The sequence below is a fragment of the Pseudomonas sp. MYb118 genome (genome assembly GCF_040947875.1).
Classification (GTDB): Bacteria; Pseudomonadota; Gammaproteobacteria; order Pseudomonadales; family Pseudomonadaceae; genus Aquipseudomonas.
In genome coordinates, this window is sequence record NZ_JBFRXN010000002.1 from 2552662 (window position 1) to 2576859 (window position 24198).

The 24198-nt window shown below is 61.5% G+C and carries 19 protein-coding genes; 11 read left to right on the forward strand and 8 right to left on the reverse strand.

Going from position 1 to position 24198, the window contains the following annotated elements:
- Positions 1–52: 52 nt before the first annotated feature.
- From ABVN20_RS17460 to ABVN20_RS17480, 5 genes are all read right to left on the reverse strand, one after another.
- On the reverse strand, positions 53–2863 hold the full coding sequence (locus ABVN20_RS17460) for an FAD-binding and (Fe-S)-binding domain-containing protein (protein WP_368556954.1): 2811 nt from the start codon (positions 2861–2863) through the stop codon (positions 53–55).
- Positions 2860–3531, reverse strand: a complete 672-nt coding sequence (locus tag ABVN20_RS17465; protein WP_368556955.1) for a lactate utilization protein C — start codon at positions 3529–3531, stop codon at positions 2860–2862. Before ABVN20_RS17465 ends, ABVN20_RS17460 begins: the two co-directional genes overlap by 4 nt.
- The gene (locus ABVN20_RS17470) at positions 3531–4985 is read right to left on the reverse strand and encodes a LutB/LldF family L-lactate oxidation iron-sulfur protein (RefSeq protein WP_368556956.1); all 1455 of its coding nucleotides are present in this window, start codon (positions 4983–4985) and stop codon (positions 3531–3533) included. The genes ABVN20_RS17465 and ABVN20_RS17470 overlap by 1 nt, the downstream gene beginning before the upstream one ends.
- Positions 4982–5806 carry a (Fe-S)-binding protein gene (locus ABVN20_RS17475; RefSeq protein WP_368556957.1) on the reverse strand — a complete coding sequence of 275 codons (825 nt, stop codon included), beginning with the start codon at positions 5804–5806 and terminating at the stop codon, positions 4982–4984. Before ABVN20_RS17475 ends, ABVN20_RS17470 begins: the two co-directional genes overlap by 4 nt.
- Before the next feature lie 142 nt (positions 5807–5948).
- Entirely contained in the window at positions 5949–7643 is a 1695-nt protein-coding gene (locus ABVN20_RS17480) for a lactate permease LctP family transporter (protein WP_368556958.1), read from the reverse strand.
- 261 nt (positions 7644–7904) lie between these two features.
- Between ABVN20_RS17480 and ABVN20_RS17485 the strand changes: the two genes are divergently transcribed.
- On the forward strand, positions 7905–8672 hold the full coding sequence (locus ABVN20_RS17485; protein ID WP_368556959.1) for a GntR family transcriptional regulator: 768 nt from the start codon (positions 7905–7907) through the stop codon (positions 8670–8672).
- 116 nt (positions 8673–8788) lie between these two features.
- Here ABVN20_RS17485 and smpB read toward each other — a convergent pair whose 3' ends face one another.
- A complete protein-coding gene (smpB, locus tag ABVN20_RS17490; protein ID WP_368556960.1) occupies positions 8789–9271 on the reverse strand; it encodes an SsrA-binding protein SmpB in 483 nt (160 codons plus the stop codon).
- Positions 9272–9389: 118 nt separating this feature from the next.
- Between smpB and ABVN20_RS17495 the strand changes: the two genes are divergently transcribed.
- From ABVN20_RS17495 to ABVN20_RS17505, 3 genes are read left to right on the forward strand one after another with little or no spacing between them, the layout of a single operon-like run.
- The gene (locus ABVN20_RS17495; protein WP_368556961.1) at positions 9390–10793 is read left to right on the forward strand and encodes a sodium-dependent transporter; all 1404 of its coding nucleotides are present in this window, start codon (positions 9390–9392) and stop codon (positions 10791–10793) included.
- Positions 10794–10800: 7 nt separating this feature from the next.
- Positions 10801–11235, forward strand: a complete 435-nt coding sequence (locus tag ABVN20_RS17500; RefSeq protein ID WP_368556962.1) for a type II toxin-antitoxin system RatA family toxin — start codon at positions 10801–10803, stop codon at positions 11233–11235.
- On the forward strand, positions 11228–11542 hold the full coding sequence (locus tag ABVN20_RS17505) for an RnfH family protein (RefSeq protein WP_368556963.1): 315 nt from the start codon (positions 11228–11230) through the stop codon (positions 11540–11542). Before ABVN20_RS17500 ends, ABVN20_RS17505 begins: the two co-directional genes overlap by 8 nt.
- A gap of 59 nt (positions 11543–11601) precedes the next feature.
- On the opposite strand, the gene ABVN20_RS17510 is transcribed toward ABVN20_RS17505, so the two are convergent.
- Positions 11602–12129, reverse strand: a complete 528-nt coding sequence (locus tag ABVN20_RS17510; RefSeq protein WP_368556964.1) for an outer membrane protein assembly factor BamE — start codon at positions 12127–12129, stop codon at positions 11602–11604.
- Positions 12130–12226: 97 nt separating this feature from the next.
- Here ABVN20_RS17510 and fur point away from each other — a divergent pair, with 97 nt between their 5' ends.
- Complete coding sequence (gene fur, locus ABVN20_RS17515) at positions 12227–12631, forward strand: ferric iron uptake transcriptional regulator (RefSeq protein ID WP_368556965.1); 405 nt, start codon at positions 12227–12229, stop codon at positions 12629–12631.
- Positions 12632–12711: 80 nt separating this feature from the next.
- On the opposite strand, the gene recN is transcribed toward fur, so the two are convergent.
- Positions 12712–14385 carry a DNA repair protein RecN gene (recN, locus tag ABVN20_RS17520; RefSeq protein WP_368556966.1) on the reverse strand — a complete coding sequence of 558 codons (1674 nt, stop codon included), beginning with the start codon at positions 14383–14385 and terminating at the stop codon, positions 12712–12714.
- A gap of 240 nt (positions 14386–14625) precedes the next feature.
- Between recN and grpE the strand changes: the two genes are divergently transcribed.
- The 6 genes from grpE (at position 14626) to carB (ending at position 24198) form a co-directional block, all read left to right on the forward strand.
- Entirely contained in the window at positions 14626–15192 is a 567-nt protein-coding gene (grpE, locus tag ABVN20_RS17525) for a nucleotide exchange factor GrpE (protein WP_368556967.1), read from the forward strand.
- Positions 15193–15294: 102 nt separating this feature from the next.
- Positions 15295–17211, forward strand: coding sequence for a molecular chaperone DnaK (gene dnaK, locus ABVN20_RS17530; RefSeq protein WP_368556968.1), 1917 nt, complete (start codon positions 15295–15297; stop codon positions 17209–17211).
- 310 nt (positions 17212–17521) lie between these two features.
- The gene (gene dnaJ / locus ABVN20_RS17535) at positions 17522–18646 is read left to right on the forward strand and encodes a molecular chaperone DnaJ (RefSeq protein WP_368556969.1); all 1125 of its coding nucleotides are present in this window, start codon (positions 17522–17524) and stop codon (positions 18644–18646) included.
- Positions 18647–18655: 9 nt separating this feature from the next.
- A complete protein-coding gene (gene dapB / locus ABVN20_RS17540) occupies positions 18656–19462 on the forward strand; it encodes a 4-hydroxy-tetrahydrodipicolinate reductase (RefSeq protein WP_368556970.1) in 807 nt (268 codons plus the stop codon).
- A 262-nt stretch (positions 19463–19724) separates the two neighbouring features.
- Positions 19725–20861 carry a glutamine-hydrolyzing carbamoyl-phosphate synthase small subunit gene (carA, locus tag ABVN20_RS17545; RefSeq protein ID WP_368556971.1) on the forward strand — a complete coding sequence of 379 codons (1137 nt, stop codon included), beginning with the start codon at positions 19725–19727 and terminating at the stop codon, positions 20859–20861.
- A gap of 115 nt (positions 20862–20976) precedes the next feature.
- The gene (gene carB, locus ABVN20_RS17550) at positions 20977–24198 is read left to right on the forward strand and encodes a carbamoyl-phosphate synthase large subunit (protein ID WP_368556972.1); all 3222 of its coding nucleotides are present in this window, start codon (positions 20977–20979) and stop codon (positions 24196–24198) included.

Sequence of the window (24198 nt, forward strand, 5' to 3'; positions counted from 1 at the left end):
TGGCCGGGCTTAACCAGTGGACTACGGCGCGTCGTCAGGGTTCTATTTTTCTTCAGAGGGCCCTCGCGCGGGTGACGCGGTCCACGAGGTAGACCAGCCCGTGGTAGTCGATGCCGCCGTGTTGGCTCAGGCCGATTTCGCAGGTGCGGCTGGTGGAGATGCCTTCGCTGCAGGTCTGCACCGCGTCCTTGAGGCTGCGCAGTGAGTGGGCGTTCAGTTCCGGCGCGGTGAAGCCCTTGTCGCCGGCGAAACCACAGCAGTGGATGCCTTCGGGGATCACTACGTTTTTGCTGCACTTGCGCGCCAGGTCGATCAGCGCCTGGCTTTCGCCCAAGTGCTGGGTGCTGCAGGTGACGTGCACCGCAATCGGCGCTTCCTGGGGCATGAATTCCAGGCGGTCCATCAAATGCGTACGGATGAAGCGCACCGGGTCGTACAGGTCCAGGCGTACATCGCCCAGGTCCTGCACCAGGCGCAGGGTGCAGGGGCTGGTGTCGCAGTAGATCGGGTCGAGGCCGCCACGGCTGGCGTGCAGCAGCGCGCCGAGCATTTCCTGGCGTTTGTGTTCGGCCTGTTCGGCGTAGCCTTTGGAGGCGAAGGGCTGGCCGCAGCAGAGGCTGTCGAGGTTGTCCGGGAGGACGACCTGGTAACCGGCTTTTTCCAGCAGGCCGCGGGTCTTTTCGTACAGCGAGGATTGCTCCTTGTCACCCGCCGACGGGCCCATGACTCGTGAGACGCAGGCGGCGAGGTACACCACGCGTGGGCGGGCGTCTGTCACGCTCGGGCTGAAGCGGATGGCTCTTTCCGGCTGCGGCATGGCGTTGGTCCACAGCGGCACTTGGCCCTTGGACACCTTGGTCAGGGTCGCCGACAGTTTGGCCAGGCGCGGCGCGCCGAGCAGCATGCGTGCGCCGTTGGCCACGTGCAGGGTGAAGCGGGCGCCTTGCAGGGCGGTGGCGAAATTGCCTTCAAGCCAGTTGGCGGTTTTCGTATGGGTAGCGCTGCGGCCGCGCAGTTTTTTCACCAGGTCGCCGGTGTTGATGCCCACCGGGCAGCGCTGGGCGCACAGGCCGGTGGCGGCGCAGGTTTCCAGGCCGTGGTATTCGTAGGCGGCTTCCAGTTCGCGGGTGTCGACACCGGCGCGTTTTTTCGCCTGGATGTCGCGCCAGATGACGATGCGCTGGCGTGGGCTCAGGGTCAGGCCTTTGGAGGGGCAGACCGGTTCGCAGAAGCCGCACTCGATGCACTTGTCGACGATCTCGTCGGCGGCCGGCAGCGGTTTGAGGTGCTTGAGGTGGATCTGCGGGTCTTCGCTGAGCACCACGTCCGGGTTGAGGATGCCGTTGGGGTCGAGCAGGCGCTTGAGCTGCCACATCAACTGGTAGGCATCGCTGCCCCATTCCAGCTCGACGAAGGGTGCCATGTTGCGGCCGGTGCCGTGCTCGGCTTTCAGGGAGCCGCCAAATTCCACCGCGACGAGCTGCGCGACGTCATCCATGAACGCCTGGTAGCGTGCGACTTCTTCCGGGTTGTTGAAGCCCTGGGTGAAGACGAAGTGCAGATTGCCTTCCAAGGCGTGTCCGAACAGGATGGCTTCGTCGTAGTGATGTTTGTCGAACAGCTCGATCAGGCGGTTCACGCCGATCGCCAGTTGTTCCACCGGGAAGGTTACGTCTTCGATGATCACCGTGGTGCCGGTTTTACGTACGGCGCCGACGGCGGGGAAGGTGTCCTTGCGGATTGCCCAGAGGCGGGCGTTTTCCACCGGGTTTTCGGTGAAGTCGACCTGCTTCTCCACCGGGAAGGCGGCCAGCGAGGCCATGATCTGCGCCAGTTGTTCGTGCAGCAACGTGGAAGACGCGGCGCGGGATTCGATCAGCAGGGCGCAGGCGTTGTCCGACAGGTGCTGTACGAAATCCGGCATGCCGGGTTTGTTCTGTACCGAGCGCAGGCTGCGGCGGTCGAGAAGTTCCACCGCCGACACCGGTTGGCTTTTCAGCACGCTGACGGCGTTGCAGCAGGTCTCGACATCGGGGAACACGATCAGCGCCGAGGCCTTGTTGGGGTGATCGACCACGGTGTCGTAGGTCACCGCGCTGATGAACCCCAGGGTGCCTTCGGAACCCACCAGCAGGTGGCTCAAGATATCCACAGGTTCGTCGAAATCCACCAGGGCATTGAGCGACAGGCCGGTGGTATTTTTCAGACGGTATTTGTGGCGAATTTTCGCGGCCAGTTCGGTGTTGGCGCGGGTCTCGCGGCCCAGCGTCGCCAGGCGATCGAGCAGCGCGCCGTGGCTCTGGCGGAAGGCGGCGACGCTGGCGGCGTCTTCGGTATCGAGACGGCTGCCGTCGGCCAGCACCAGGCGCAGGCCGGCCAGGGTGTGGTAGGTGTTCTGTGCGGTGCCGCAGCACATGCCGCTGGCGTTGTTGGCGACGATGCCGCCGATCTTGCAGGCGTTGATCGAGGCCGGGTCCGGGCCGATCTTGCGCCCGAACGGCGCCAGCCACGCGTTGGCCTGGGCGCCGATCACCCCCGGTTGCAGGCGGATCTGCGTGCCCTGGCCGCGGATCTCGCGACCGTTCCAGTTATCCCCCAGCACGATCAGCACCGAGCCGCTGATGGCCTGGCCGGACAGGCTGGTGCCGGCGGCGCGGAAGGTCACCGGGACCTGATCGCGCTGCGCCAGCTTGAGCAGGGCGACCACTTCGTCCTCGGACTCGACGCGGATCACCAGTTTGGGGATCAGCCGATAGAAACTGGCGTCGGTGCCGAAGGCCAAGGTCGACAGCGGGTCGTCGAAACGTCGCTCTTGGGGGATCAGTTGCTGCGCATCTCGCAGGAAAGCGGCTGGTAGACTCATTGGTCCTCCAGAATCAAAACCACCAGGTCCTTGGGACCATGGGCACCATAGGCCAGGACTTGCTCGATGTCGGCGGTCTTCGACGGGCCGGACACCAACAGCGCGTTGGTCGGCATGCCGTGCGCCCAGTTGAACTCCTGCTGCACCTGATAGAAGTTGTCGCGGATTTCACTGGCCTTGAGCAAGGCGAAATGCACCGTCGGCGCCAGGCTCATCAGGCGCGGTTCTTCCCGCGTCGGCCAGAGAATCAGGCTGCCGGTGGCGGCGATGGCGCCCAGGGTGCCGGTGAGGCTGGCCGGGGTGTCGTCGAACAGTTCGGCTTTCCATTCTTCAACCGGGCGGTCGTAGGCTTTGAGCGTTGGCAGCCCAGGATTGTTCGCCCAGTGTTGCGTGATCTGTTGGCCGTGGCCGGTGCTCGGCGCGATCAGCAGGCTCGGCAATTGGCGTTCCGCCAGCAACTGCGCGAGCAACGCCGGCCACTCTGCACTTGAGGTCAGGTGGATTTCGGTGTGCACCGCTTCCATCAGCTTGCGCAGTTGCGGGATGCGTTGTTCGGCGCTGTAGGTGTAGGGCGCCGTCACCAGTTCGACATCGAAGTTGTCAGGCACAGGTGTCGTACCTGTCAGGCTTTTACGCAATTTGCCGAGGATGTTTTGCTTGGCGCTCATCAGCGGTCTCCCTGTTTGGCCAGGTGTTCGCGGGCCATGTCGTGCAGTGAGCGGGCGGCGGGTTTGGGCGCGCTGTGGTTTTGCGTCCAGGGGCCGACGTTGCTCGGGGTAAGCGCACGCAGGCGCGTGGCGAAGAAGCCAAACAGACGATACAGGGTCGGCGAGCTGTTGAGCCGCGCCCAGGCGTTCCAGATGAAACGCTCCTTGCGTGAGAACTTGCTGCCCTGGCCGCGCATGACCTGGTCGGGACTGTCCGGTGCCTTGACGTTTTCTTCGCGCAGGCGACGCAGCAGCGACGGGATCGGGATCTTCACCGGGCATACTTCACCGCAGGCGCCGCACAGCGACGAGGCGCTCGGGTGGTTCGGTACCTTCGCCAGGCCGACCATGTGCGGGGTGATGATCTTGCCGATCGGGCCTGGGTACACCTCGCCATAGGCGTGGCCGCCGATGCGGGTGTAGACCGGGCAATGGTTCATGCAGGCGCCGCAGCGGATGCAGTTGAGCGACTGGCGCAGTTCGCTGTCGGCGAAGGCCTGGCTGCGACCGTTGTCCAGCAATACCAGGTGCACTTCCTGCGGGCCGTCGAGTTCATGCTCCTTGCGCGGGCCGGAGATCATGTTGACGTAGGTGGTGATCGGGATACCCAGGGCCGAACGGGTCAGCAGCGACAGCAGCGGCACCACGTCGCGCAGGTTCTCCACGACCTTCTCGATGCCGGTGACGGCGATGTGCACCGGTGGCACGGTGGTGGTCATGCGCCCGTTGCCTTCGTTTTCCACCAGCAGCAGGGTGCCGGTTTCGGCCACGGCGAAGTTGACGCCGGAGACGCCGATGTCCGCTTCGAAGAATTTCTGCCGCAACACCTTGCGACCGATCTGAATGAGCTGGTCGACGTCCTTGGTGTACTCCACGCCAAGTTTGTCGTGGAACAAGGACGCGACCTGACCGGCATTCTTGTGGATCGCCGGCATAATGATGTGTGAAGGCTTCTCGTGGTCGAGCTGGACGATGTATTCCCCCATGTCCGACTCCAGGCATTCAATGCCTTGAGCCTCGAGGACATGGTTCATTTCCATCTCTTCGCTGACCATCGACTTACCCTTGATCACTTGCCGCCCCTCGTGAGCGCGGATGATCGACAGGACGATGTCATTGGCTTCGTCCACCGTTTCCGCCCAGTGCACTGTCACACCGTTGCGGGTCAGGTTCTGTTCAAGCTGCTCGAGCAGGTCGGGCAGCTTGGATAACGCACGGGCGCGGACCGCATTGCCCAGCGCACGCAAATGTTCTCTTTCGTGGGCATCGCCAAAAGCCGTTGCCCGCTTGGTCATCAGTGAATCCATCGCCTTGCGAAAGTTGTTTCGCAACTGTGCATCGCCCAGGGCCTTATGTGCCCGGGCGTGGAAATCTTCTTCTACGGCAACCGTAGGAATAATCGCGGAAGCGTTCATTGACCGCCTCCGGTGCGTTGCCACAGGAAGCTGGCCAGGTGTTGGCCGCGCAACGCTTCCCGCTGTTTTTCCAGTGAGCCGTTGATGTTCATCAGGCAACCGCAATCGGCACTGAGTACCTGGTGCGCACCGGATTCCTTCAACGAGCGGGTCTTGTCAGCCACCATCGCTCCGGAAATATCCGGCATACGGACGCTGAAAGTCCCACCGAAGCCACAGCATTCACTCTCGCGGCTGTGCTCCACCCGTTCCACGTTGCCCAGTTGCGCCAGCAGCTCGCGACCGTGCAGGTGGGTGTTCATTTCACGACGGGCCGAGCACGAGGTGTGCAGGGCCACTTTGACCGGTGCACCGCTGTCCTTGAGCTGCACCTTGCAGACGAACAGCAGGAACTCGGCCAATTCATAGGTCCGGGCTGCCAGGGCCTGGACCTGTTGCAACGTCTGCGGCTCGTCCTTGAACAAGTCGGCGTAGTGCTCGCGGATCATGCCCGCGCAGGAACCCGACGGCACCACCACCGGGTAATCCCCGGCAAACAGGGCCAGTTGCGCGCGCGCCACGGTCCGCGCCTGCTCGGTGTAACCCGAGGTGTAGGCCGGTTGTCCGCAGCAGCTTTGCCCTTGCGGGTACTCGACACGGATGCCTTCGCGTTCCAGCAAGTGGATCGCGTCCATTCCGGCTTCGGGGTAGAACAAGTCCACCACGCAGGTTCCGAACAGATAGACCCGCGAGGGTTTTTCGGCAGGGTACTGTCGAGGCTCGGGCAGGGGCGGGGCGACACGGGTCGCATTCGGCACGGCGTTGTAAAAAAGCTCGCTCATCAGGCGTTGTCTCCGGGTGGTCCCGGTTATCCGTCCGCTGAGGCTGCTGAATATAGAGCGTGTTGCTTTCAGCAGCCTTACGGACCGGGTTGTGAATAGCGGACGCCGCGGGGTAGTGCGGCGTCGGTTCTTGCGTAGGAAATCAGTGCACCAGCATGCCGGTGAACCAGTAGGCTTGAGCCAGGGTGATCAGGCCGACGATGGTGGCGAAGAACAGGCTGTGCTTGAGGGTGAAGCGGAACAGATCCGACTCCTTGCCCACCAGGCCTGTTGCGGCGCAGGCCACGGCGATCGACTGTGGCGAGATCATCTTGCCGGTCACACCGCCGCTGGTGTTGGCCGCGACCAGCAGGGTGTCGTTGACGCCGATCTGGTGTGCGGTGGTGGCTTGCAGCGAACTGAACAGGGCGTTCGACGAGGTGTCGGAACCGGTCAGGAACACGCCCAGCCAGCCGAGGAACGGCGAGAAGAACGGGAACGCAGCGCCCGTGCCGGCCAGTACCAGGGCCATGGTCGAAGACATGCCCGAGTAGTTGGTGACGAAGGCGAAGGCCAACACCATGCCGATGGACAGGATCGGCCAGCGCAGTTCGAAGAAGGTCTCTTTCAAAGTGGTCAGACCAGTTTTGACGTTGATCTTCAACACCAGCATCGAAATCAGTGCCGAGAAGAAAATCGCCGTGCCGGTCGCCGAGATCGGGTCGAGCTTGAACACCGCTGGAATGGCGGTTGGCGCAGCGACGATCGGTGCAGTCTTGATCACCAGTTGGTCGAGGTGCGGGATGGCGAAGTTGAACACCCAGCTGTACATCGAACCGCCGGCGGCGAACATCGCCTTGAACGGTTTCAGGGTCCAGATGGTGACCAGCACGGTGAGGATCAGGAACGGCGACCAGGCCTTGACGATTTCACCCAGGCTGTAAGGCGATGCGGTGGTGGTGCGTGGCTGACCGAAACCACCGGCGCTGGCGGCGACCACGGAGGCGGACACGGCACCGGCGACATGTTGCCCGGCGGCGCGTTTTGGCTGCCAGACTTTCAGGAACAGGGTCAGGGAAATCAGGCTGGCCAGGGCCGAGGTGATGTCCGGCAGTTCCGGGCCAATGAAGTTCGAGGTGAAGTATTGGGTGATGGCAAAGCTCAAGCCTGCCACCAGGGCTGCCGGCCAGGTTTCACGCACGCCGCGCAGGCCGTCCATCATAAACACCAGCCAGAACGGCACGAACAGCGACAGCAGAGGCAGTTGGCGACCGGTCATGGCGCCGATCTTGAATGCGTCGATGCCGGTCACTTGTCCGGCCACGATGATCGGGATACCCAGGGCGCCGAACGCCACGGGCGCGGTGTTGGCGATCAGGCACAGGCCGGCGGCGTACAGCGGGTTGAAGCCCAGGCCCACCAGCAGGGCTGCGGTGATTGCCACCGGCGCGCCGAAACCGGCGGCACCTTCAAGGAACGCACCGAAGCAGAAACCGATCAGCAACACCTGCAGGCGCTGGTCGTCGGTGATCGACAGGACGGAGCTGCGGATCACCTCGAACTGACCACTCTTGACTGTCAGCTTGTAGAGGAACACCGCGGCGACGATGATCCACGCGATCGGCCACAGGCCATAGGCGAAGCCATAACCGGCGGCGGCGAGCGCCATGTCGACCGGCATCTGGAAGGCGAAGATCGCCACCAGGATGGACAAGGCCAGGGTGATTGAGCCTGCCACGTGGCCCTTGAGGCGGAACACGGCCAATGCCAGGAAGAAGAACACGATGGGAATGACGGCCGCGAGAGCGGACAGGCCGAGGCTGCCGAGCGGGCTATAGAGCTGTTGCCAGGTTTGCATATGGGGTGGCCCCTAGTTGTTGTTGGTAGGCACTGGTCAGCGTGCTTGGTTAATTGGTAATACCAATTTACAATCGCTGTTCGCTAGGGTAAAAGCCTTGCCCGTGGTGTGTCAATTTGCAGCACTCAAACTTTTGTCGAATACGTGCTTCGCTGCCTGAGTGATCCGCTGCAACAAATCTCGTCTGGTGCGTGCTGGCCCGGCACCGATAGGCCAGAATAGAGAGCCCGGCGAAGGGCCGGGATCGTGGAGAATTGAGTTATGGGGTTTGATCAGATTCGTCAGCGCCGTTTGTCTGACGATATTGTCGAGCGGCTCGAGGGGATGATCCTCGAAGGCACTTTGAAGGCCGGCGAGCGCTTGCCGGCCGAGCGTGCCCTGGCCGAGCAGTTCGGCGTGTCACGCCCTTCGTTGCGCGAGGCGATCCAGAAACTGGCGGCCAAGGGCCTGCTGGTCAGCCGCCAGGGGGGCGGCAACTATGTGGTGGAGTCCTTGGGCACCACGTTCAGCGATCCTTTGTTGCATCTGCTGGAGAGCAACCCCGAAGCCCAGCGCGATCTGCTGGAGTTTCGCCACACCCTGGAAGCCTCCTGTGCCTACTACGCCGCGCTGCGCGCCACGGATGTCGACCGTGAGCGGCTGACCCTGGCGTTCAATGAATTGCAGGATTGCTACTCGCGCCACGATGAAGTGAGCCGGGCCGAGGAGGGCGCGGCGGACGCGAAATTTCACCTGGCGATTGCCGAGGCCAGTCACAACGCGGTGTTGCTGCACACCATTCGCGGGCTGTTCGACCTGCTCAAGCGCAACGTGGTCACCAACATCGGTGGCATGTACAAACAACGCACGGAAACCCGCGACATGCTGATTACTCAGCATCGGGAGTTGTACATGGCGATCATCGAGGGCCGGGCGGAGCAGGCGCGAGAGGTGTCGAGCCGGCACATTCTGTATGTGCAGGAGGTGCTCGAAGAGGTGCGTCAGGAAGTGCAGCGGGTGGCGCGGGCGGAGCGGCGCAAGGGGATGTAGGCGGGGGTTTTGTGGTGAATGCTATACCGCTATCGCGAGCAAGCTCGCTCCTACAGGGGTTGTGATATCCCTGTAGGAGCGAGCTTGCTCGCGATGAGGCCATCAGGACGAGCGAATTACTCTTCCTTGCCCTTGTTGCGCACCGCACGCTGCAACTCGCGACCGGCGTCGCGTTCGCGTTCGGTATCGCGCTTGTCGTATTCCTTCTTGCCCTTGCCCAGTGCGATCTCGCACTTGACCATGTGCTTGCTCCAGTACCAGGACAGGCACACGCAGGCGTAACCCTTCTGCGCCACGGCGGCGGAGAGCTTGTCGATCTCGCGGCGGTTGAGCAGCAGTTTGCGGGTACGGGTCGGGTCGGCGATCACGTGGGTGCTGGCAGTGGTCAGCGGCGTGATGTGGCTGCCCAGCAGCCAGGCTTCGCCGTCCTTGAGCAGGACGTAACTGTCCACCAGCTGCAGCTTGCTTGCCCGCAGACTTTTTACTTCCCAGCCGGCCAGGACCAGACCAGCCTCGAACTTGTGCTCGATGAAGTAATCGTGTCGCGCCTTTTTATTTTGCGCGATGGTCCCTGTTGGGTGTTTCTTCTGTTTAGCCATAGGGGCGGCATTATAGGGAGTTGCAAGCCAGTCGGCTACGGTGATGCAGTGTGCTTGAGCAGGTTGATTGAATCCCGGACAATGCGCGCACTTTTTTCGATGCTTGGACGTGGTAACGATGTCGACAGACAAGGTTTCTGTCCACGGCAGCTGGGCCAGTCGCTGGGTGTTCATTCTGGCCGCGACCGGGTCGGCCGTGGGCCTGGGGAGCATCTGGAAGTTCCCGTACATGGTCGGTGTCTACGGCGGCGGGGCGTTCGTGTTGATGTTCCTGGCCTGTATCGCGCTGATCGGTGTGCCGGTCATGCTGGCCGAAACCCTAATCGGCCGTCGCGCCCGGCAAAGCCCGGCCAATGCCCTGAAAGTCCTGGCGCAAGAAGCCGGGCACTCGGCGAAGTGGTCCTGGGGCGCCTTCGCCGGCATGATCACGGCCTTGCTGATCCTGTCTTTCTACAGCGTCGTGGGCGGCTGGTCGCTGGATTACATCATCGACATGGGGCGTGGCGATTTCCAGGGCGTCACGCCTGAGCAGGTCGGCGCGTATTTCGGCAAGGTGATCGCCGACCCGTGGCGCCTGACACTTTGGCACACGATTTTCATGCTGCTGTCGGCCATTGTGATCGCCAAAGGCGTGGTGGCCGGGCTGGAGCGCAGTTTGCGCATCATGATGCCATTGCTGTTCGTCATGGTTCTGGTATTGCTGGGCTACAGCATGACCACCGGCCATTTCATGGACGGCCTGCACTTCATGTTCGATTTCCACCCGGAAAAGGTCCTCGACGGTTTGCTGCCGGCCATGGGGCATGCATTCTTTTCGCTGAGCGTGGGGGTAGGTTCGATCATGATCTATGGCGCCTACATGCCCAAGCATTCGTCGATTTCCGGCACCGTGGTCGGCGTCGCGCTGCTCGACACCTTCGTCTCGCTGGTGGCGGGCCTGGCGTTGTTCCCCATCGTGTTCGCGGCGGGCCTGAACCCGAGCGAAGGTCCCGGCTTGATGTTTGTCAGTCTGCCATTTGCCTTCGGAAACGTAGCCTTTGGCCAGCTTATGGGCGTAGTGTTCTTCGTTCTGGTGGCGATTGCTGCCTGGAGTTCGGCGATTTCGTTGCTCGAACCCATGGTGGCTTATCTGGTTGAGCGGACTCGCATCCGTCGCGCCTGGGTGACCTTCTGGCTGGCATTCACTTGCTGGTTCGTCGGCCTGGGCACGGTGTTTTCGTTCAATATCTGGAAACAGGCCAGGTTTTTCGTGAACGAAGGCGGGACGTTTCACCTCTACCAATGGGGTGCCGTCGGCGGTCTGGATTTCTTTGGCGTGATCGACTTCTTCACTTCACGGATCATGTTGCCACTTGGTGGTTTGTGTTTCGTGTTGTTTGCGGGTTGGGTGATGGGACGTGAAGCGGTGCGCGACGAATTGTCGATCCGCAGCCCCAGGTTGTTCACCTTGACCCTGTTTTTGATGCGCTATGTGGCGCCCATCGGCATTCTCGTAGTGTTTGCCGCCCAGCTGTGGAAGTAACGCTGACATGACGACTCACATTCAACGTTCGGCTCTGCTGCCGTATCCGGCACAAGCGCTGTATGACCTGGTCAACGATGTAGCGCGCTACCCGGAATTTCTGCCGTGGTGTTCGTCGGCCGAAGTCCTGGAAAGCTCGCCTGAATTCATGCGGGCGAGCGTCGGGGTGGCCAAAGGTGGGCTCAGCCAGCATTTCGTCACGCGCAACACCCTGGTGCCGGGGCAGTCGATCGAGATGAACCTCGAAGAAGGCCCGTTCACCCAGTTGCACGGCATCTGGGTGTTCAAGCCGCTGACCGACAAAGCCTGCAAGATCAGCCTGGACCTGTCGTTCGATTACGCCGGGCCGATCGTTCGCGCCACGCTGGGGCCGCTGTTCAACCAGGCTGCCAACACGCTGGTCGATGCGTTCTGCCAGCGTGCCAAGCAGATGCATGGTTAACCCTGTGATCGAGATTGAAGTGGTGTATGCCGCCGTCGATCGCCAGGTGCTGCGCAGCGTGACGGTTGCCCAGGGCAGTAGTGTGCGCGCCGCGCTGTTGGCCTCTGGGCTGGGGGCCGAGTTTCCCGAGTTGAGCCTGGCCGATTGCCCTGTGGGTATTTTTGGCAAGGTGGTCGCCGACCCGCAGGTGCGCCAGGTTCAGGCGGGGGATCGTCTGGAAATCTATCGGCCGCTGATGGCTGACCCGAAAGAGGTTCGACGTCTTCGCGCCGCCAAGGCCGCCGAGGCCAAAGCTCGTAATCAGTGATCACCGACCCATAGGCAATAAAAAACCCGGAAATTCCGGGTTTTTTATTGCGTCGCAAATTATTGCGGCGAGGTGTCCAGCGGCTCCGGCGTCGGGACTGGAACGGTTTCTACACCGTCGACGTCCTTCTGGATCTGATCCAGCAACGAACCTGGCTTGACTGGTTTTTCCGGTTTCGGCTTCTCGGCATTTTCGGCAGGGGCGGTCACGGTAGTGCCACTGTCCTTGCCTAGAATGGCTTCGTCTCGGCTCACGCCGGGCATGAAGTCACCGGAGAGGCTGACAAGTTGGTCATTTGGGTTGAAGATAAGGCTGATGCGTTCCTGTTGGCGTTCACCGCCACCGGGTTGCAGGCTGTACAGATAATCCCAGCGATCGGCATGGAACGTGTCGGCCAGCAGGGGATTACCCATGATAAACCGTACTTGCCGCCGGGTCATTCCGGGGCGTAACTGGTCTATCATATCCTGCGTGACGACATTGCCCTGCTGGATGTCGATTTTGTAAACCCCGGGGAATGAACAACCGGCGAGTGCGAGCAGTCCCACAAAGGTGAAACTGGTTAGCAAGAGCTTGGTGTTTTGCATCGGTGGGCGACTTCCACTATCTTGGCTGGGACAACGTAAACGCCGATCATACCCGCATTAAGAGAAGCTGCGAAGCAGCATCGCGAGAAAGCTGACCATGGTTGAAAATAGCGAACTACGCAAAGCCGGCCTTAAAGTGACCTTGCCACGGGTCAAAATTCTGCAAATGCTCGATTCCGCCGAGCAGCGCCACATGAGTGCCGAGGATGTCTACAAGGCGCTGATGGAGGCTGGCGAGGACGTCGGTCTGGCCACGGTTTACCGTGTTCTGACCCAGTTCGAGGCAGCTGGCCTTGTGGTGCGGCACAACTTCGACGGAGGCCATGCGGTCTTCGAATTGGCTGACGGTGGCCACCACGACCATATGGTCAACGTGGACTCCGGTGAGGTCATCGAATTCATGAACGCGGACATCGAAAAGCTCCAGAAGCAGATCGCCGAAGAGCACGGTTACGAGTTGGTAGAGCACAATCTTGTGCTGTACGTACGCAAGAAGAAGTAAGCATGTCGCGTGAACCTGCGGGTTCACGAAACGAACGAAGGCGACCCCAGGGTCGCCTTCGTGCTTTCTGCGCGGCCGATTTATGCCTTGGCAGCCACCACCATCTTCTTGGCGTGGGCCAGGGATTCCTTGGTCAGGTCGATGCCGCCCAGCATGCGGGCGACTTCTTCGACGCGATCATTCTTGTTCAGCTTGGAAACGGCCGTGTGGGTCGCTTCCTCACCGCGCACCTTGTGCACGAACAGATGCTGATGCCCCTGCGCCGCCACCTGCGGCAAGTGCGTCACCGTCAGCACCTGGCCACGTTCGCCCAGGCGGCGCAGCAATTGGCCGACGATCTCGGCGGTCGGCCCGCCAATACCCACGTCCACTTCGTCGAACACCAGGGTCGGTACCCGTGAGGTCTGGGCGGTGATCACCTGGATCGCCAGGCTGATCCGCGACAGCTCACCACCCGAGGCGACTTTGGCCAAGGCCTTCAACGGCTGGCCGGGGTTGGCGCTGACCAGCAGTTCGACCTGTTCCAGCCCGTTGGGCAGCAGCTCGTCGCCGCTGTTGGGGCGCAGTTCGATGGTGAAGCGCCCACCGGGCATGCCCAAGCGCTGGATTTCCTGCTCGACGGCACTGGCCAGGCTGCCAGAGGCCTGATGGCGCAGGTCGCTCAATTCCCGAGCCTTCTCCTGATAGTGGCGCGCGTAAGACGCCAGCTCTTCGCCCAGGCGTTCGATGGACTCGTCGTTGGCGTTGAGGGTTTCCAGTTCATCCAGCAGCCGCTGCTGCAGTTCGGCGACTTCGGTGGGCTGGATGCGGTGTTTGCGCGCCATGGTGTAGATCGCATCCAGGCGTTCTTCCAGGTATTGCAGGCGCGCCGGATCAGCGTCGAAGTTGTCGAGGAAGCGGTTCAGTTCGCCGACGGCTTCTTCCACCTGAATCTGTGCGCTGGTCAGCAGGCTGCTGGCTTCGCCCAGCGCGCTGACCGAGCTGTTGACGCTCGACAGGCGATTGAGGCTGGCGGTCAGGGCGTTGAGGACGTTGCCGTTATCACTCTCGCTGCATTGCTCGACCACCTGGCGGCAGATGCCCAGCAGGGTTTCCGCGTTGGTCAGGTTCTTGTGTTCCTGCTCCAGCTCTTCCAGTTCGTTTTCGCCCAGGCCCAGGTTTTCCAGCTCTTCGAGCTGATAGCTGAGCAACTGGTGGCGGGCGCGTTGCTCGTCGCCGGAGTTGGACAGGCGCTCCAGCTCCTGGCTGGTCTGGCGCCAGCGCTGGGCGGCGAGGTGCACCTGGCGGGCGAGGTCGGTGGCGCCGGCGTATTCGTCGAGCAGGCGGCGGTGGGTGTCGGTCTTGAGCAGCGACTGGTGCTCATGCTGGCTGTGGATGTCGATCAGCAATTCGCCCAGGGCCTTGAGGTCGCCCAACGGACAGGGGGTGCCGTTGATATAGCCGCGCGAGCGGCCCTCGGCGGTGATCACCCGGCGCAGGATGCACGGCCCGTCGTTTTCCAGGTCGCGTTCGGCCAGCCAGGCGCTGGCTTCCGGGATATCGGCCAGGTCGAAGGTGGCGAGGATGTCGGCCTTGTCGGCACCGGGGCGCACCACGCCGCTGTCGGCGCGGTCGCCCAGGGTCAGGCCGAGGGCGTCGAGCATGATCGACTTGCCGGCGCCGGTTTCCCCTGTGATCACGCTCATCCCGCAATCGAGTTCGAGATCGAGATGTTCAACGATGGCGTAGTTATGTACGGACAGGTGCACCAGCATGACGGCCGCTCCCAGGCTTTAGGTCTGGTTATTTATACAGTGTTTTGTTCGAGGCTGACAATGCCCCGCCTTAGCTCGATTTGGTTGGTCCGACGAAAGCGTTAGCGCGCCAGGGAATGACAATGCAGGGGTTTTTTGTAGGGTTAATGCGCAAAGGCCCTTGAAGCCTGTTTTTACGGCCCCATATACCGGGTCAGAAGCGCGAGTACAGCTCGCGGACGATATTGAAAGGAGAATTCTATGGCTGACGAACAGACAGTGGATACGCAAAACCCAGACGTCAACCAGGCGCCCGAGGCTTCGGGTGAAGACCTGGCGACTCGTGTACAAGTGCTCGAAGAGCAACTGGCTGCCGCGCAGGATGGTGCTTTGCGCGTAGCCGCCGATCTGCAGAACGTCCGCCGTCGTGCCGAGCAGGACATCGAGAAGGCGCACAAATTCGCCCTGGAAAAATTCGCCGGCGACCTGCTGCCGATCATCGACAGCCTGGAGCGCGGCCTGGAGCTGTCCAGCCCGGACGACGAAAGCATCCGTCCGATGCGCGAAGGCATCGAGCTGACCCTGAAAATGTTCCAGGACACCCTCAAGCGTTACAACCTGGAAGCGATCGACCCGCATGGCGAACCGTTCAATGCCGCTCTTCACCAGGCAATGGCCATGCAAGAGAGCGCCGACGTCGAGCCGAACAGCGTTCTGAAGGTGTTCCAGAAGGGTTATCAGCTCAGTGGTCGCCTGCTGCGCCCGGCCATGGTCGTGGTCAGCAAGCCTGTTTCACCTGCTCAACCTTCTATTAACGAGCAGGCTTGAAATTCGCCGCAAGGCCCCCATCTATAAGTCAAGCGTTTAAGTGCTACCGCAGTTAGCCACCACTGCTGCGGCAACCAAATCCAAAGTTTCGGGAGAGTGAACATGGGCAAAATTATCGGTATCGACCTGGGGACTACCAACTCCTGCGTCTCCGTGCTGGAAAACGGCAAGGCCAAAGTCATCGAGAACGCCGAAGGCGCGCGTACCACGCCTTCGATCATCGCTTACGCCAACGATGGCGAAATCCTGGTTGGCCAGTCGGCCAAGCGTCAGGCAGTGACCAACCCGCACAACACCCTGTACGCGGTGAAGCGTCTGATCGGCCGTCGCTTCGAAGAAGAAGTGGTCCAGAAAGACATCCAGATGGTCCCTTACAAGATCGTCAAGGCTGACAACAACGACGCCTGGGTTGAAGTGAACAGCCAGAAAATGGCTCCGCCACAAATCTCGGCTGAAATCCTCAAGAAAATGAAGAAGACCGCCGAAGACTACCTCGGCGAGCCTGTGACCGAAGCGGTGATCACCGTTCCGGCCTACTTCAACGACAGCCAGCGTCAGGCGACCAAAGATGCCGGTCGCATCGCCGGTCTGGACGTCAAACGTATCATCAACGAACCAACCGCAGCCGCTCTGGCCTACGGTATGGACAAGGCCAAGGGTGATCACACCGTGATCGTTTACGACCTGGGTGGCGGTACCTTCGACGTTTCCGTGATCGAGATCGCTGAAGTTGACGGCGAGCACCAGTTCGAAGTGTTGGCCACCAACGGTGACACCTTCCTGGGTGGTGAAGACTTCGACATTCGTCTGATCGACTACCTCGTCGACGAGTTCAAGAAAGAAAGCGGCATGAACCTCAAGGGTGATCCGCTGGCCATGCAGCGCCTGAAAGAAGCCGCTGAAAAAGCCAAGATCGAGCTGTCTTCCGCTCAGTCGACCGACGTCAACCTGCCGTACATCACTGCAGACGCCACCGGTCCTAAGCACCTGAACGTGAAGATCTCGCGTGCCAAGCTGGAATCGCTGGTCGAAGACCTGGTTCAACGCACCATCGAGCCTTGCCGTATCGCGCTGAAAGACTCGGGCATCGACGTTGGTTCGATCAACGACGTGATCCTGGTCGGCGGCCAGACCCGTATGCCACTGGTTCAAAAACTGGTGACCGAGTTCTTCGGTAAAGAAGCTCGTAAAGACGTGAACCCGGACGAAGCCGTTGCCATGGGTGCTGCCATCCAGGGTGCCGTTCTGGCCGGTGACGTTAAAGACGTTCTGCTGCTCGACGTCAGCCCGCTGACCCTGGGTATCGAAACCATGGGTGGCGTGATGACCGCGCTGATCGAGAAAAACACCACGATTCCTACCAAGAAATCGCAAGTGTTCTCGACTGCCGACGACAACCAGGGCGCCGTGACCATTCACGTGCTGCAAGGTGAGCGTAAGCAAGCGGCCCAGAACAAGTCCCTGGGCAAGTTCGACCTGGCCGAGATTCCACCAGCACCACGTGGCGTGCCACAAATCGAAGTGACCTTCGACATCGACGCCAACGGCATCCTGCACGTAGGTGCCAAGGACAAGGCCACTGGCAAGACTCAGTCGATCGTGATCAAGGCCAACTCCGGCCTGTCCGACGAAGAGATCGAGCGTATGGTGCGTGACGCCGAGGCGAATGCCGAGGAAGACCGCAAGTTCGAAGAGCTGGCCGCTGCCCGTAACCAGGGTGATGCACTGGTTCACTCGACGCGCAAAATGGTCGCTGATGCTGGCGACAAGGTGAGCGCTGAAGAGAAGACTGCCATCGAAGCGGCAGTGGTTGCCCTGGAAGCCGCCGTCAAAGGCGACGACAAGGCCGCCATCGAAGCCAAGGTCGAAGAGCTGTCGAAAGTCTCCGCTCCAGTGGCGCAGAAGATGTATGCCGAGCAGGCTCAACCTGCTGAAGGCGCTGCACCGCAGGGCGAATCGGCTGAGAAGGCTGACGACGTGGTCGACGCCGAGTTCGAAGAAGTCAAAGACAACAAGTAAGTTGTTGGTCGTCCGGTTGACTGCCTTCGGGCAGTGACTGGTAGGATGTCGCCGCGCGGGAGCCTGCCTCCCGCGTTGGCGTGTCTGGAGTACACGAATTTTTACAGCATGCGACAAGGCTTCGTGCCGGTTCGGGTGCTGGCGGTATGGCCGGGAATGCTCCTGCTTTTCGCGCCGCAGATACTGCAATGAATCAAAGACCAGGATCGTTGAATTGACGTGAGTTGGGTCCGGGCCTGTATTGGGGCTCAACGAGTTTGGCGAAGCTCAGGAGAGGTTTGCCGAACGTCCTCAAGAGTGCAGAAGACTTATGGCAAAGCGTGACTATTACGAAGTATTGGGTGTCGAGCGCGGCTCGAGCGAAGCGGACCTGAAAAAGGCCTACCGTCGCCTGGCGATGAAGCACCACCCGGACCGTAATCCCGATGACAAAGCGTCGGAAGAGCTGTTCAAGGAGGCCAACGAGGCCTACGAAGTGCTGTCCGATTCCAGCAAGCGCGCGGCGTATGACCAATACGGTCATGCCGGTGTCGACCCGAGCATGGGTGGCGGCGGTGCCGGGTTTGGCGGCCAGAACTTCTCCGACATCTTCGGTGATGTCTTCAGCGACTTCTTCGGTGGTGGTCGCGGCGGTTCCCGTGGCGGCGCCCAGCGTGGCAGCGACCTGCGCTACACCCTGGAGCTGAACCTGGAAGAAGCCGTGCGCGGCACGACGGTCAATATCCGCGTTCCGACACTGGTCAACTGCAAGCCGTGCGACGGCTCGGGTGCCAAGAAAGGCTCCTCGCCAGTCACTTGCCCGACCTGTGGCGGTATCGGCCAGGTGCGCATGCAGCAAGGGTTCTTCTCGGTGCAGCAGACCTGCCCGCGCTGCCATGGCCAGGGCAAGATCATTTCCGACCCGTGCACCTCCTGCAACGGTGACGGCCGCGTCGAAGAGTACAAGACCCTTTCCGTGAAAGTGCCGGCCGGTGTCGACACCGGTGACCGCATTCGTCTGTCCGGTGAAGGTGAGGCGGGCGCGCAGGGTGGTCCGACCGGCGACCTGTACGTGGTGATCAACGTGCGCGAGCACGCGATCTTCCAGCGCGACGGCAAGCACCTGTTCTGTGAAGTGCCGATCAGCTTCGTCGACGCGGCGCTGGGTGGCGAGCTGGAGATTCCGACCCTTGATGGTCGGGTCAAGCTGAAGATCCCGGAAGGCACCCAGACCGGCAAGCAGTTCCGTGTCCGCGGCAAAGGCGTTGCGCCGGTGCGTGGCGGCGGTGCGGGCGACCTGATGTGCCGCGTGGCGGTCGAAACTCCGGTCAACCTGGGGCGTCGCCAGCGTGAATTGCTCGAAGAGTTCCGCAGCTCCCTGGCGGACGACAACAGCCATTCGCCCAAGACCACCGGCTGGTTCGAAGGCGTGAAGCGCTTCTTCGGCGACCTGTAAGGAGTGAGCATGCGACGTATAGCTGTCATGGGCGCCGCTGGCCGCATGGGCAAGATTCTTGTCGAAGCGGTACAGCAACGCGCACCGCTGACCGGGCTGACGGCCGCCATCGTGCGCCCCGGCAGTACGCTGATCGGCGTGGATGCTGGCGAGCTGGCTTCGTTGGGGCGTATCGGTGTGCCGTTGTCCGGCAACCTGGAATCGGTGGCCGATGAATTCGATGTGTTGATCGACTTCACGCTGCCGGAAGTCATGCTGAAAAACCTGGCGTTCTGCCGCAAGGCGGGCAAGGCCATGGTCATCGGCACCACCGGGCTGGACGCTGCGCAGAAGCAGTTGCTGGTCGAGGCGGGCAAGGACATTCCGATCGTCTTCGCGGCCAACTTCAGTGTCGGTGTGAACCTGTCGCTCAAGCTGCTCGATATGGCGGCGCGGGTGCTGGGTGACGATGCCGACATCGAGATTATCGAAGCGCATCACCGGCACAAGATCGACGCGCCTTCGGGCACCGCGCTGCGCATGGGCGAGGTGATCGCCAGTGCGCTGGATCGCGACCTGCAGCAGGTGGCGGTGTACGGGCGTGAAGGTCACACCGGCGCACGCGAGCGCGAGACCATCGGCTTTGCCACCGTGCGCGGTGGTGACGTGGTGGGCGATCACACCGTGCTGTTCGCCTGTGAAGGCGAGCGCCTGGAAATCACCCACAAGGCATCGAGCCGTATGACGTTCGCCAAGGGCGCTGTACGTGCCGCGTTGTGGCTGGATGCTCGCGAGCCGGGCCTCTACGACATGCAGGACGTGCTCGAGCTGCGTTAAGATGCACGCCGAAACCGGGCCCTGGCTCAGCGTTGGGTCCCGGTTTTGTTACGCCAAGCGACGTCCTGTCGCATTCTCCAGCCTTTAGGGCTCATTGGCGGTAGACCCAAAACGCCTTTTTCTGTAAGCTACAGCTTTAGTGTGTCCACTAAAAGCGCGCAGAAAATTATTCAGTGAAGAAGCGGGGTGACGTGTCCATACGTCACTCCGCTTTTTTACAACCTGCGATCGCCCTTTCAGGCTTTATTTACGGGAGGTCTTCTTGACTAAGCCAGCCATACTCGCCCTTGCTGATGGCAGCATTTTTCGCGGCGAAGCCATTGGAGCCGACGGTCAAACCGTTGGAGAGGTGGTGTTCAACACCGCAATGACCGGCTATCAGGAAATCCTTACCGATCCTTCCTACGCCCAACAGATCGTTACCCTGACTTACCCGCACATCGGCAACACCGGCACCACGCCGGAAGACGCCGAGTCGAACCGCGTATGGTCCGCTGGCCTGGTCATCCGTGACCTGCCGCTGGTTGCGAGCAACTGGCGTAACACGATGTCCCTGTCCGATTACCTGAAGGCCAACAACGTTGTCGCCATCGCCGGTATCGACACCCGCCGCCTGACCCGCATCCTGCGTGAAAAAGGCGCACAGAACGGCTGCATCATGGCCGGTGACAACATTTCCGAAGAAGCCGCCATCGCCGCTGCCCAGGGTTTCCCTGGCCTGAAAGGCATGGACCTGGCCAAGGTCGTCAGCACCAAGGAAAGCTACGAGTGGCGCTCGACGGTCTGGGACCTGAAAACCGACAGCCACGCGACCCTCGAAGCGTCCGAGCTGCCGTACCACGTCGTCGCCTACGACTACGGCGTCAAGGTCAACATCCTGCGCATGCTGGTCGAGCGCGGTTGCCGCGTGACCGTGGTGCCTGCACAGACCCCGGCTGCCGACGTGCTGGCACTCAACCCGGACGGCGTGTTCCTGTCCAACGGCCCTGGTGACCCGGAGCCTTGCGACTACGCGATCCAGGCGATCAAGGACGTGCTGGAAACCGAAATCCCGGTATTCGGCATCTGCCTGGGTCACCAACTGCTGGCCCTGGCCTCCGGCGCCAAGACCCTGAAAATGGGCCATGGCCACCACGGTGCCAACCACCCGGTGCAGGACCTGGACACTGGCGTCGTGATGATCACCAGCCAGAACCACGGTTTTGCCGTAGACGAAGAAACCCTGCCCGCCAACGTCCGCGCGATCCACAAATCGCTGTTCGATGGCACCCTGCAAGGGATCGAGCGTACCGACAAGAGCGCCTTCAGCTTCCAGGGTCACCCGGAAGCCAGCCCTGGCCCGAACGACGTAGCGCCACTGTTCGATCGCTTCATCACCGAGATGGCCAAGCGACGCTGATCGCTGGCCTCGATGCAGCAAAGCCTGAGGGCGGTCCCGACAGCGGTGGCCCCCCAGGCTTCACAGATTGAACAAGACGGCTTGCCGACTGACCTGCGGATTTGAGTGACAACCCATGCCAAAACGTACAGACATTAAAAGCATCCTGATTCTCGGCGCTGGCCCGATCGTGATCGGCCAGGCCTGCGAATTCGACTACTCCGGCGCCCAGGCCTGCAAGGCCCTGCGCGAAGAGGGTTACCGCGTCATCCTGGTGAACTCCAACCCGGCCACCATCATGACCGACCCGGCCATGGCCGACGCCACCTACATCGAGCCGATCAAGTGGCAGACCGTTGCCAAGATCATCGAGAAGGAGCGCCCGGACGCACTGCTGCCGACCATGGGTGGCCAGACCGCACTGAACTGCGCCCTGGACCTGGAGCGCGAAGGCGTCCTGGAGAAATTCGGCGTCGAGATGATCGGTGCCAACGCCGACACCATCGACAAGGCCGAAGACCGTTCGCGCTTCGACAAGGCGATGAAAGACATCGGCCTGGCGTGCCCGCGTTCCGGTATCGCCCACAGCATGGAAGAGGCCAATGCGGTCCTCGAGAAGCTCGGCTTCCCGTGCATCATCCGTCCGTCCTTCACCATGGGCGGCACCGGTGGCGGTATCGCTTACAACCGTGAAGAATTCGAAGAAATCTGCGCCCGTGGCCTGGACCTGTCGCCGACCAAGGAACTGCTGATCGACGAATCGCTGATCGGCTGGAAAGAGTATGAAATGGAAGTTGTCCGCGACAAGAAGGACAACTGCATCATCGTCTGCTCCATTGAAAACTTCGACCCGATGGGCGTGCACACCGGTGACTCGATCACCGTGGCGCCGGCACAGACCCTGACCGACAAGGAATACCAGATCCTGCGTAACGCCTCCCTGGCGGTACTGCGCGAGATCGGCGTCGAAACCGGCGGTTCCAACGTTCAGTTCGGCATCTGCCCGAACACCGGCCGCATGGTCGTGATCGAGATGAACCCGCGGGTATCGCGTTCCTCGGCCCTGGCTTCGAAAGCCACCGGTTTCCCGATCGCCAAGGTTGCGGCCAAGCTGGCCGTGGGCTACACCCTCGACGAGCTGTCGAACGACATCACCGGCGGCAAGACCCCGGCGTCCTTCGAGCCGTCCATCGACTACGTCGTCACCAAGCTGCCACGCTTCGCCTTCGAGAAGTTCGCCAAGGCTGACGCACGCCTGACCACCCAGATGAAGTCGGTGGGTGAAGTCATGGCCATCGGCCGGACCTTCCAGGAATCCCTGCAGAAAGCCCTGCGTGGCCTGGAAGTGGGCGTTTGCGGTCTGGACGAGAAGCTCGACCTGAGCAACCCGGACAGCATGAGCATCCTCAAGCGCGAGCTGACCGTGCCGGGCGCCGAGCGTATCTGGTACGTGGCTGACGCCTTCCGTGCCGGCCTGAGCGTCGAAGACATCTTCGGCATGAACATGATCGACCCATGGTTCCTGGTGCAGATCGAAGACCTGATCAAGGAAGAAGAGAAGGTCAAGACCCTCGGTCTGTCCGCTATCGACCGCGATCTGATGTTCCGCCTCAAGCGCAAGGGTTTCTCCGACCAGCGCCTGGCCAAGCTGCTGGGTGTCACCGAGAAGAATCTGCGCACTCACCGCCAGAAACTGGAAGTGTTCCCGGTCTACAAGCGCGTCGACACCTGCGCGGCCGAGTTCGCCACCGACACCGCCTACCTGTACTCCACCTACGAGGAAGAGTGCGAAGCGGCGCCGTCCAATCGCGACAAGATCATCATCCTCGGCGGCGGTCCGAACCGTATCGGCCAGGGTATCGAGTTCGACTACTGCTGCGTACACGCGGCACTGGCGCTGCGCGATGACGGCTACGAGACCATCATGGTCAACTGCAACCCGGAAACCGTGTCCACCGACTACGACACCTCCGATCGCCTGTACTTCGAGCCAGTGACCCTGGAAGACGTGCTGGAAATCGTCCGCGTCGAGAAGCCAAAAGGCGTGATCGTCCAGTACGGCGGCCAGACCCCGCTGAAACTGGCCCGTGCCCTGGAAGCGGCCGGCGTGCCGATCATCGGCACCAGCCCTGACGCCATCGACCGTGCCGAAGACCGTGAGCGCTTCCAGCAGATGGTCGAGCGCCTGAACCTGCGTCAGCCGCCAAACGCCACCGTGCGCAGCGAAGACGAGGCCGTGCGTGCCGCCGCGAAGATCGGTTACCCGTTGGTGGTGCGTCCGTCCTACGTACTGGGCGGCCGGGCGATGGAAATCGTCTACAAGGAAGAAGAACTCAAGCGTTACCTGCGCGAAGCCGTGCAAGTGTCCAACGACAGCCCGGTGCTGCTGGACCACTTCCTCAACTGCGCCATCGAGATGGACGTGGATGCGGTCAGCGACGGCAAGGACGTGGTGATCGGCGCGATCATGCAGCACATCGAACAGGCGGGCGTGCACTCCGGTGACTCCGCGTGCTCGCTGCCGCCTTACTCGCTGCCGGCGCACATCCAGGACGAGATGCGCGAACAGGTCAAGAAAATGGCCCTGGAGCTGGGCGTGGTCGGCCTGATGAACGTGCAGTTGGCGCTGCAAGGCGAAGACATCTACGTCATCGAAGTCAACCCGCGCGCTTCGCGTACCGTACCGTTCGTGTCCAAGTGCATTGGTGTTTCCCTGGCGATGATCGCGGCACGTGTGATGGCCGGTAAAACCCTGAAAGAACTGGGCTTCACCAAGGAAATCATCCCGAACTTCTACAGCGTGAAAGAGGCGGTGTTCCCATTCGCCAAATTCCCTGGCGTAGACCCGATCCTCGGCCCAGAGATGAAGTCCACCGGTGAAGTCATGGGTGTCGGTGACACCTTCGGCGAAGCCTTCGCCAAGGCCCAGATGGGTGCCAGCGAAGTGCTGCCGACCGGCGGTACCGCTTTCATCAGCGTGCGTGACGACGACAAGCCACTGGTTGCGGGTGTTGCCCGTGATCTGATCAAGTTGGGCTTCGAAGTGGTCGCCACTGCCGGTACTGCCAAGCTGATCGAAGCGGCAGGCCTGAAAGTGCGTCGCGTGAACAAGGTGACCGAGGGTCGTCCGCACGTGGTCGACATGATCAAGAATGACGAAGTCACGCTGATCATCAACACCACCGAAGGTCGCCAGTCGATCGCCGACTCGTACTCCATTCGTCGTAATGCCTTGCAGCACAAGATCTACTGCACCACCACCATTGCTGCGGGCGAGGCCATCTGTGAAGCGCTGAAGTTCGGTCCCGAGAAGACCGTACGCCGCTTGCAGGATCTACACGCAGGGTTGAAGGCATGA

Excerpts from the sequence above, each read along its gene's own strand:
- ABVN20_RS17460 (WP_368556954.1), bottom strand. The coding sequence starts at position 2,863 with ATGAGTCTACCAGCCGCTTTCCTGCGAGATGCGCAGCAACTGATCCCC.
- ABVN20_RS17465 (WP_368556955.1), bottom strand. The coding sequence starts at position 3,531 with ATGAGCGCCAAGCAAAACATCCTCGGCAAATTGCGTAAAAGCCTGACA.
- ABVN20_RS17470 (WP_368556956.1), bottom strand. The coding sequence starts at position 4,985 with ATGAACGCTTCCGCGATTATTCCTACGGTTGCCGTAGAAGAAGATTTC.
- ABVN20_RS17475 (WP_368556957.1), bottom strand. The coding sequence starts at position 5,806 with ATGAGCGAGCTTTTTTACAACGCCGTGCCGAATGCGACCCGTGTCGCC.
- ABVN20_RS17480 (WP_368556958.1), bottom strand. The coding sequence starts at position 7,643 with ATGCAAACCTGGCAACAGCTCTATAGCCCGCTCGGCAGCCTCGGCCTG.
- ABVN20_RS17485 (WP_368556959.1), top strand. The coding sequence starts at position 7,905 with ATGGGGTTTGATCAGATTCGTCAGCGCCGTTTGTCTGACGATATTGTC.
- smpB (WP_368556960.1), bottom strand. The coding sequence starts at position 9,271 with ATGGCTAAACAGAAGAAACACCCAACAGGGACCATCGCGCAAAATAAA.
- ABVN20_RS17495 (WP_368556961.1), top strand. The coding sequence starts at position 9,390 with ATGTCGACAGACAAGGTTTCTGTCCACGGCAGCTGGGCCAGTCGCTGG.
- ABVN20_RS17500 (WP_368556962.1), top strand. The coding sequence starts at position 10,801 with ATGACGACTCACATTCAACGTTCGGCTCTGCTGCCGTATCCGGCACAA.
- ABVN20_RS17505 (WP_368556963.1), top strand. The coding sequence starts at position 11,228 with ATGGTTAACCCTGTGATCGAGATTGAAGTGGTGTATGCCGCCGTCGAT.
- ABVN20_RS17510 (WP_368556964.1), bottom strand. The coding sequence starts at position 12,129 with ATGCAAAACACCAAGCTCTTGCTAACCAGTTTCACCTTTGTGGGACTG.
- fur (WP_368556965.1), top strand. The coding sequence starts at position 12,227 with ATGGTTGAAAATAGCGAACTACGCAAAGCCGGCCTTAAAGTGACCTTG.
- recN (WP_368556966.1), bottom strand. The coding sequence starts at position 14,385 with ATGCTGGTGCACCTGTCCGTACATAACTACGCCATCGTTGAACATCTC.
- grpE (WP_368556967.1), top strand. The coding sequence starts at position 14,626 with ATGGCTGACGAACAGACAGTGGATACGCAAAACCCAGACGTCAACCAG.
- dnaK (WP_368556968.1), top strand. The coding sequence starts at position 15,295 with ATGGGCAAAATTATCGGTATCGACCTGGGGACTACCAACTCCTGCGTC.
- dnaJ (WP_368556969.1), top strand. The coding sequence starts at position 17,522 with ATGGCAAAGCGTGACTATTACGAAGTATTGGGTGTCGAGCGCGGCTCG.
- dapB (WP_368556970.1), top strand. The coding sequence starts at position 18,656 with ATGCGACGTATAGCTGTCATGGGCGCCGCTGGCCGCATGGGCAAGATT.
- carB (WP_368556972.1), top strand. The coding sequence starts at position 20,977 with ATGCCAAAACGTACAGACATTAAAAGCATCCTGATTCTCGGCGCTGGC.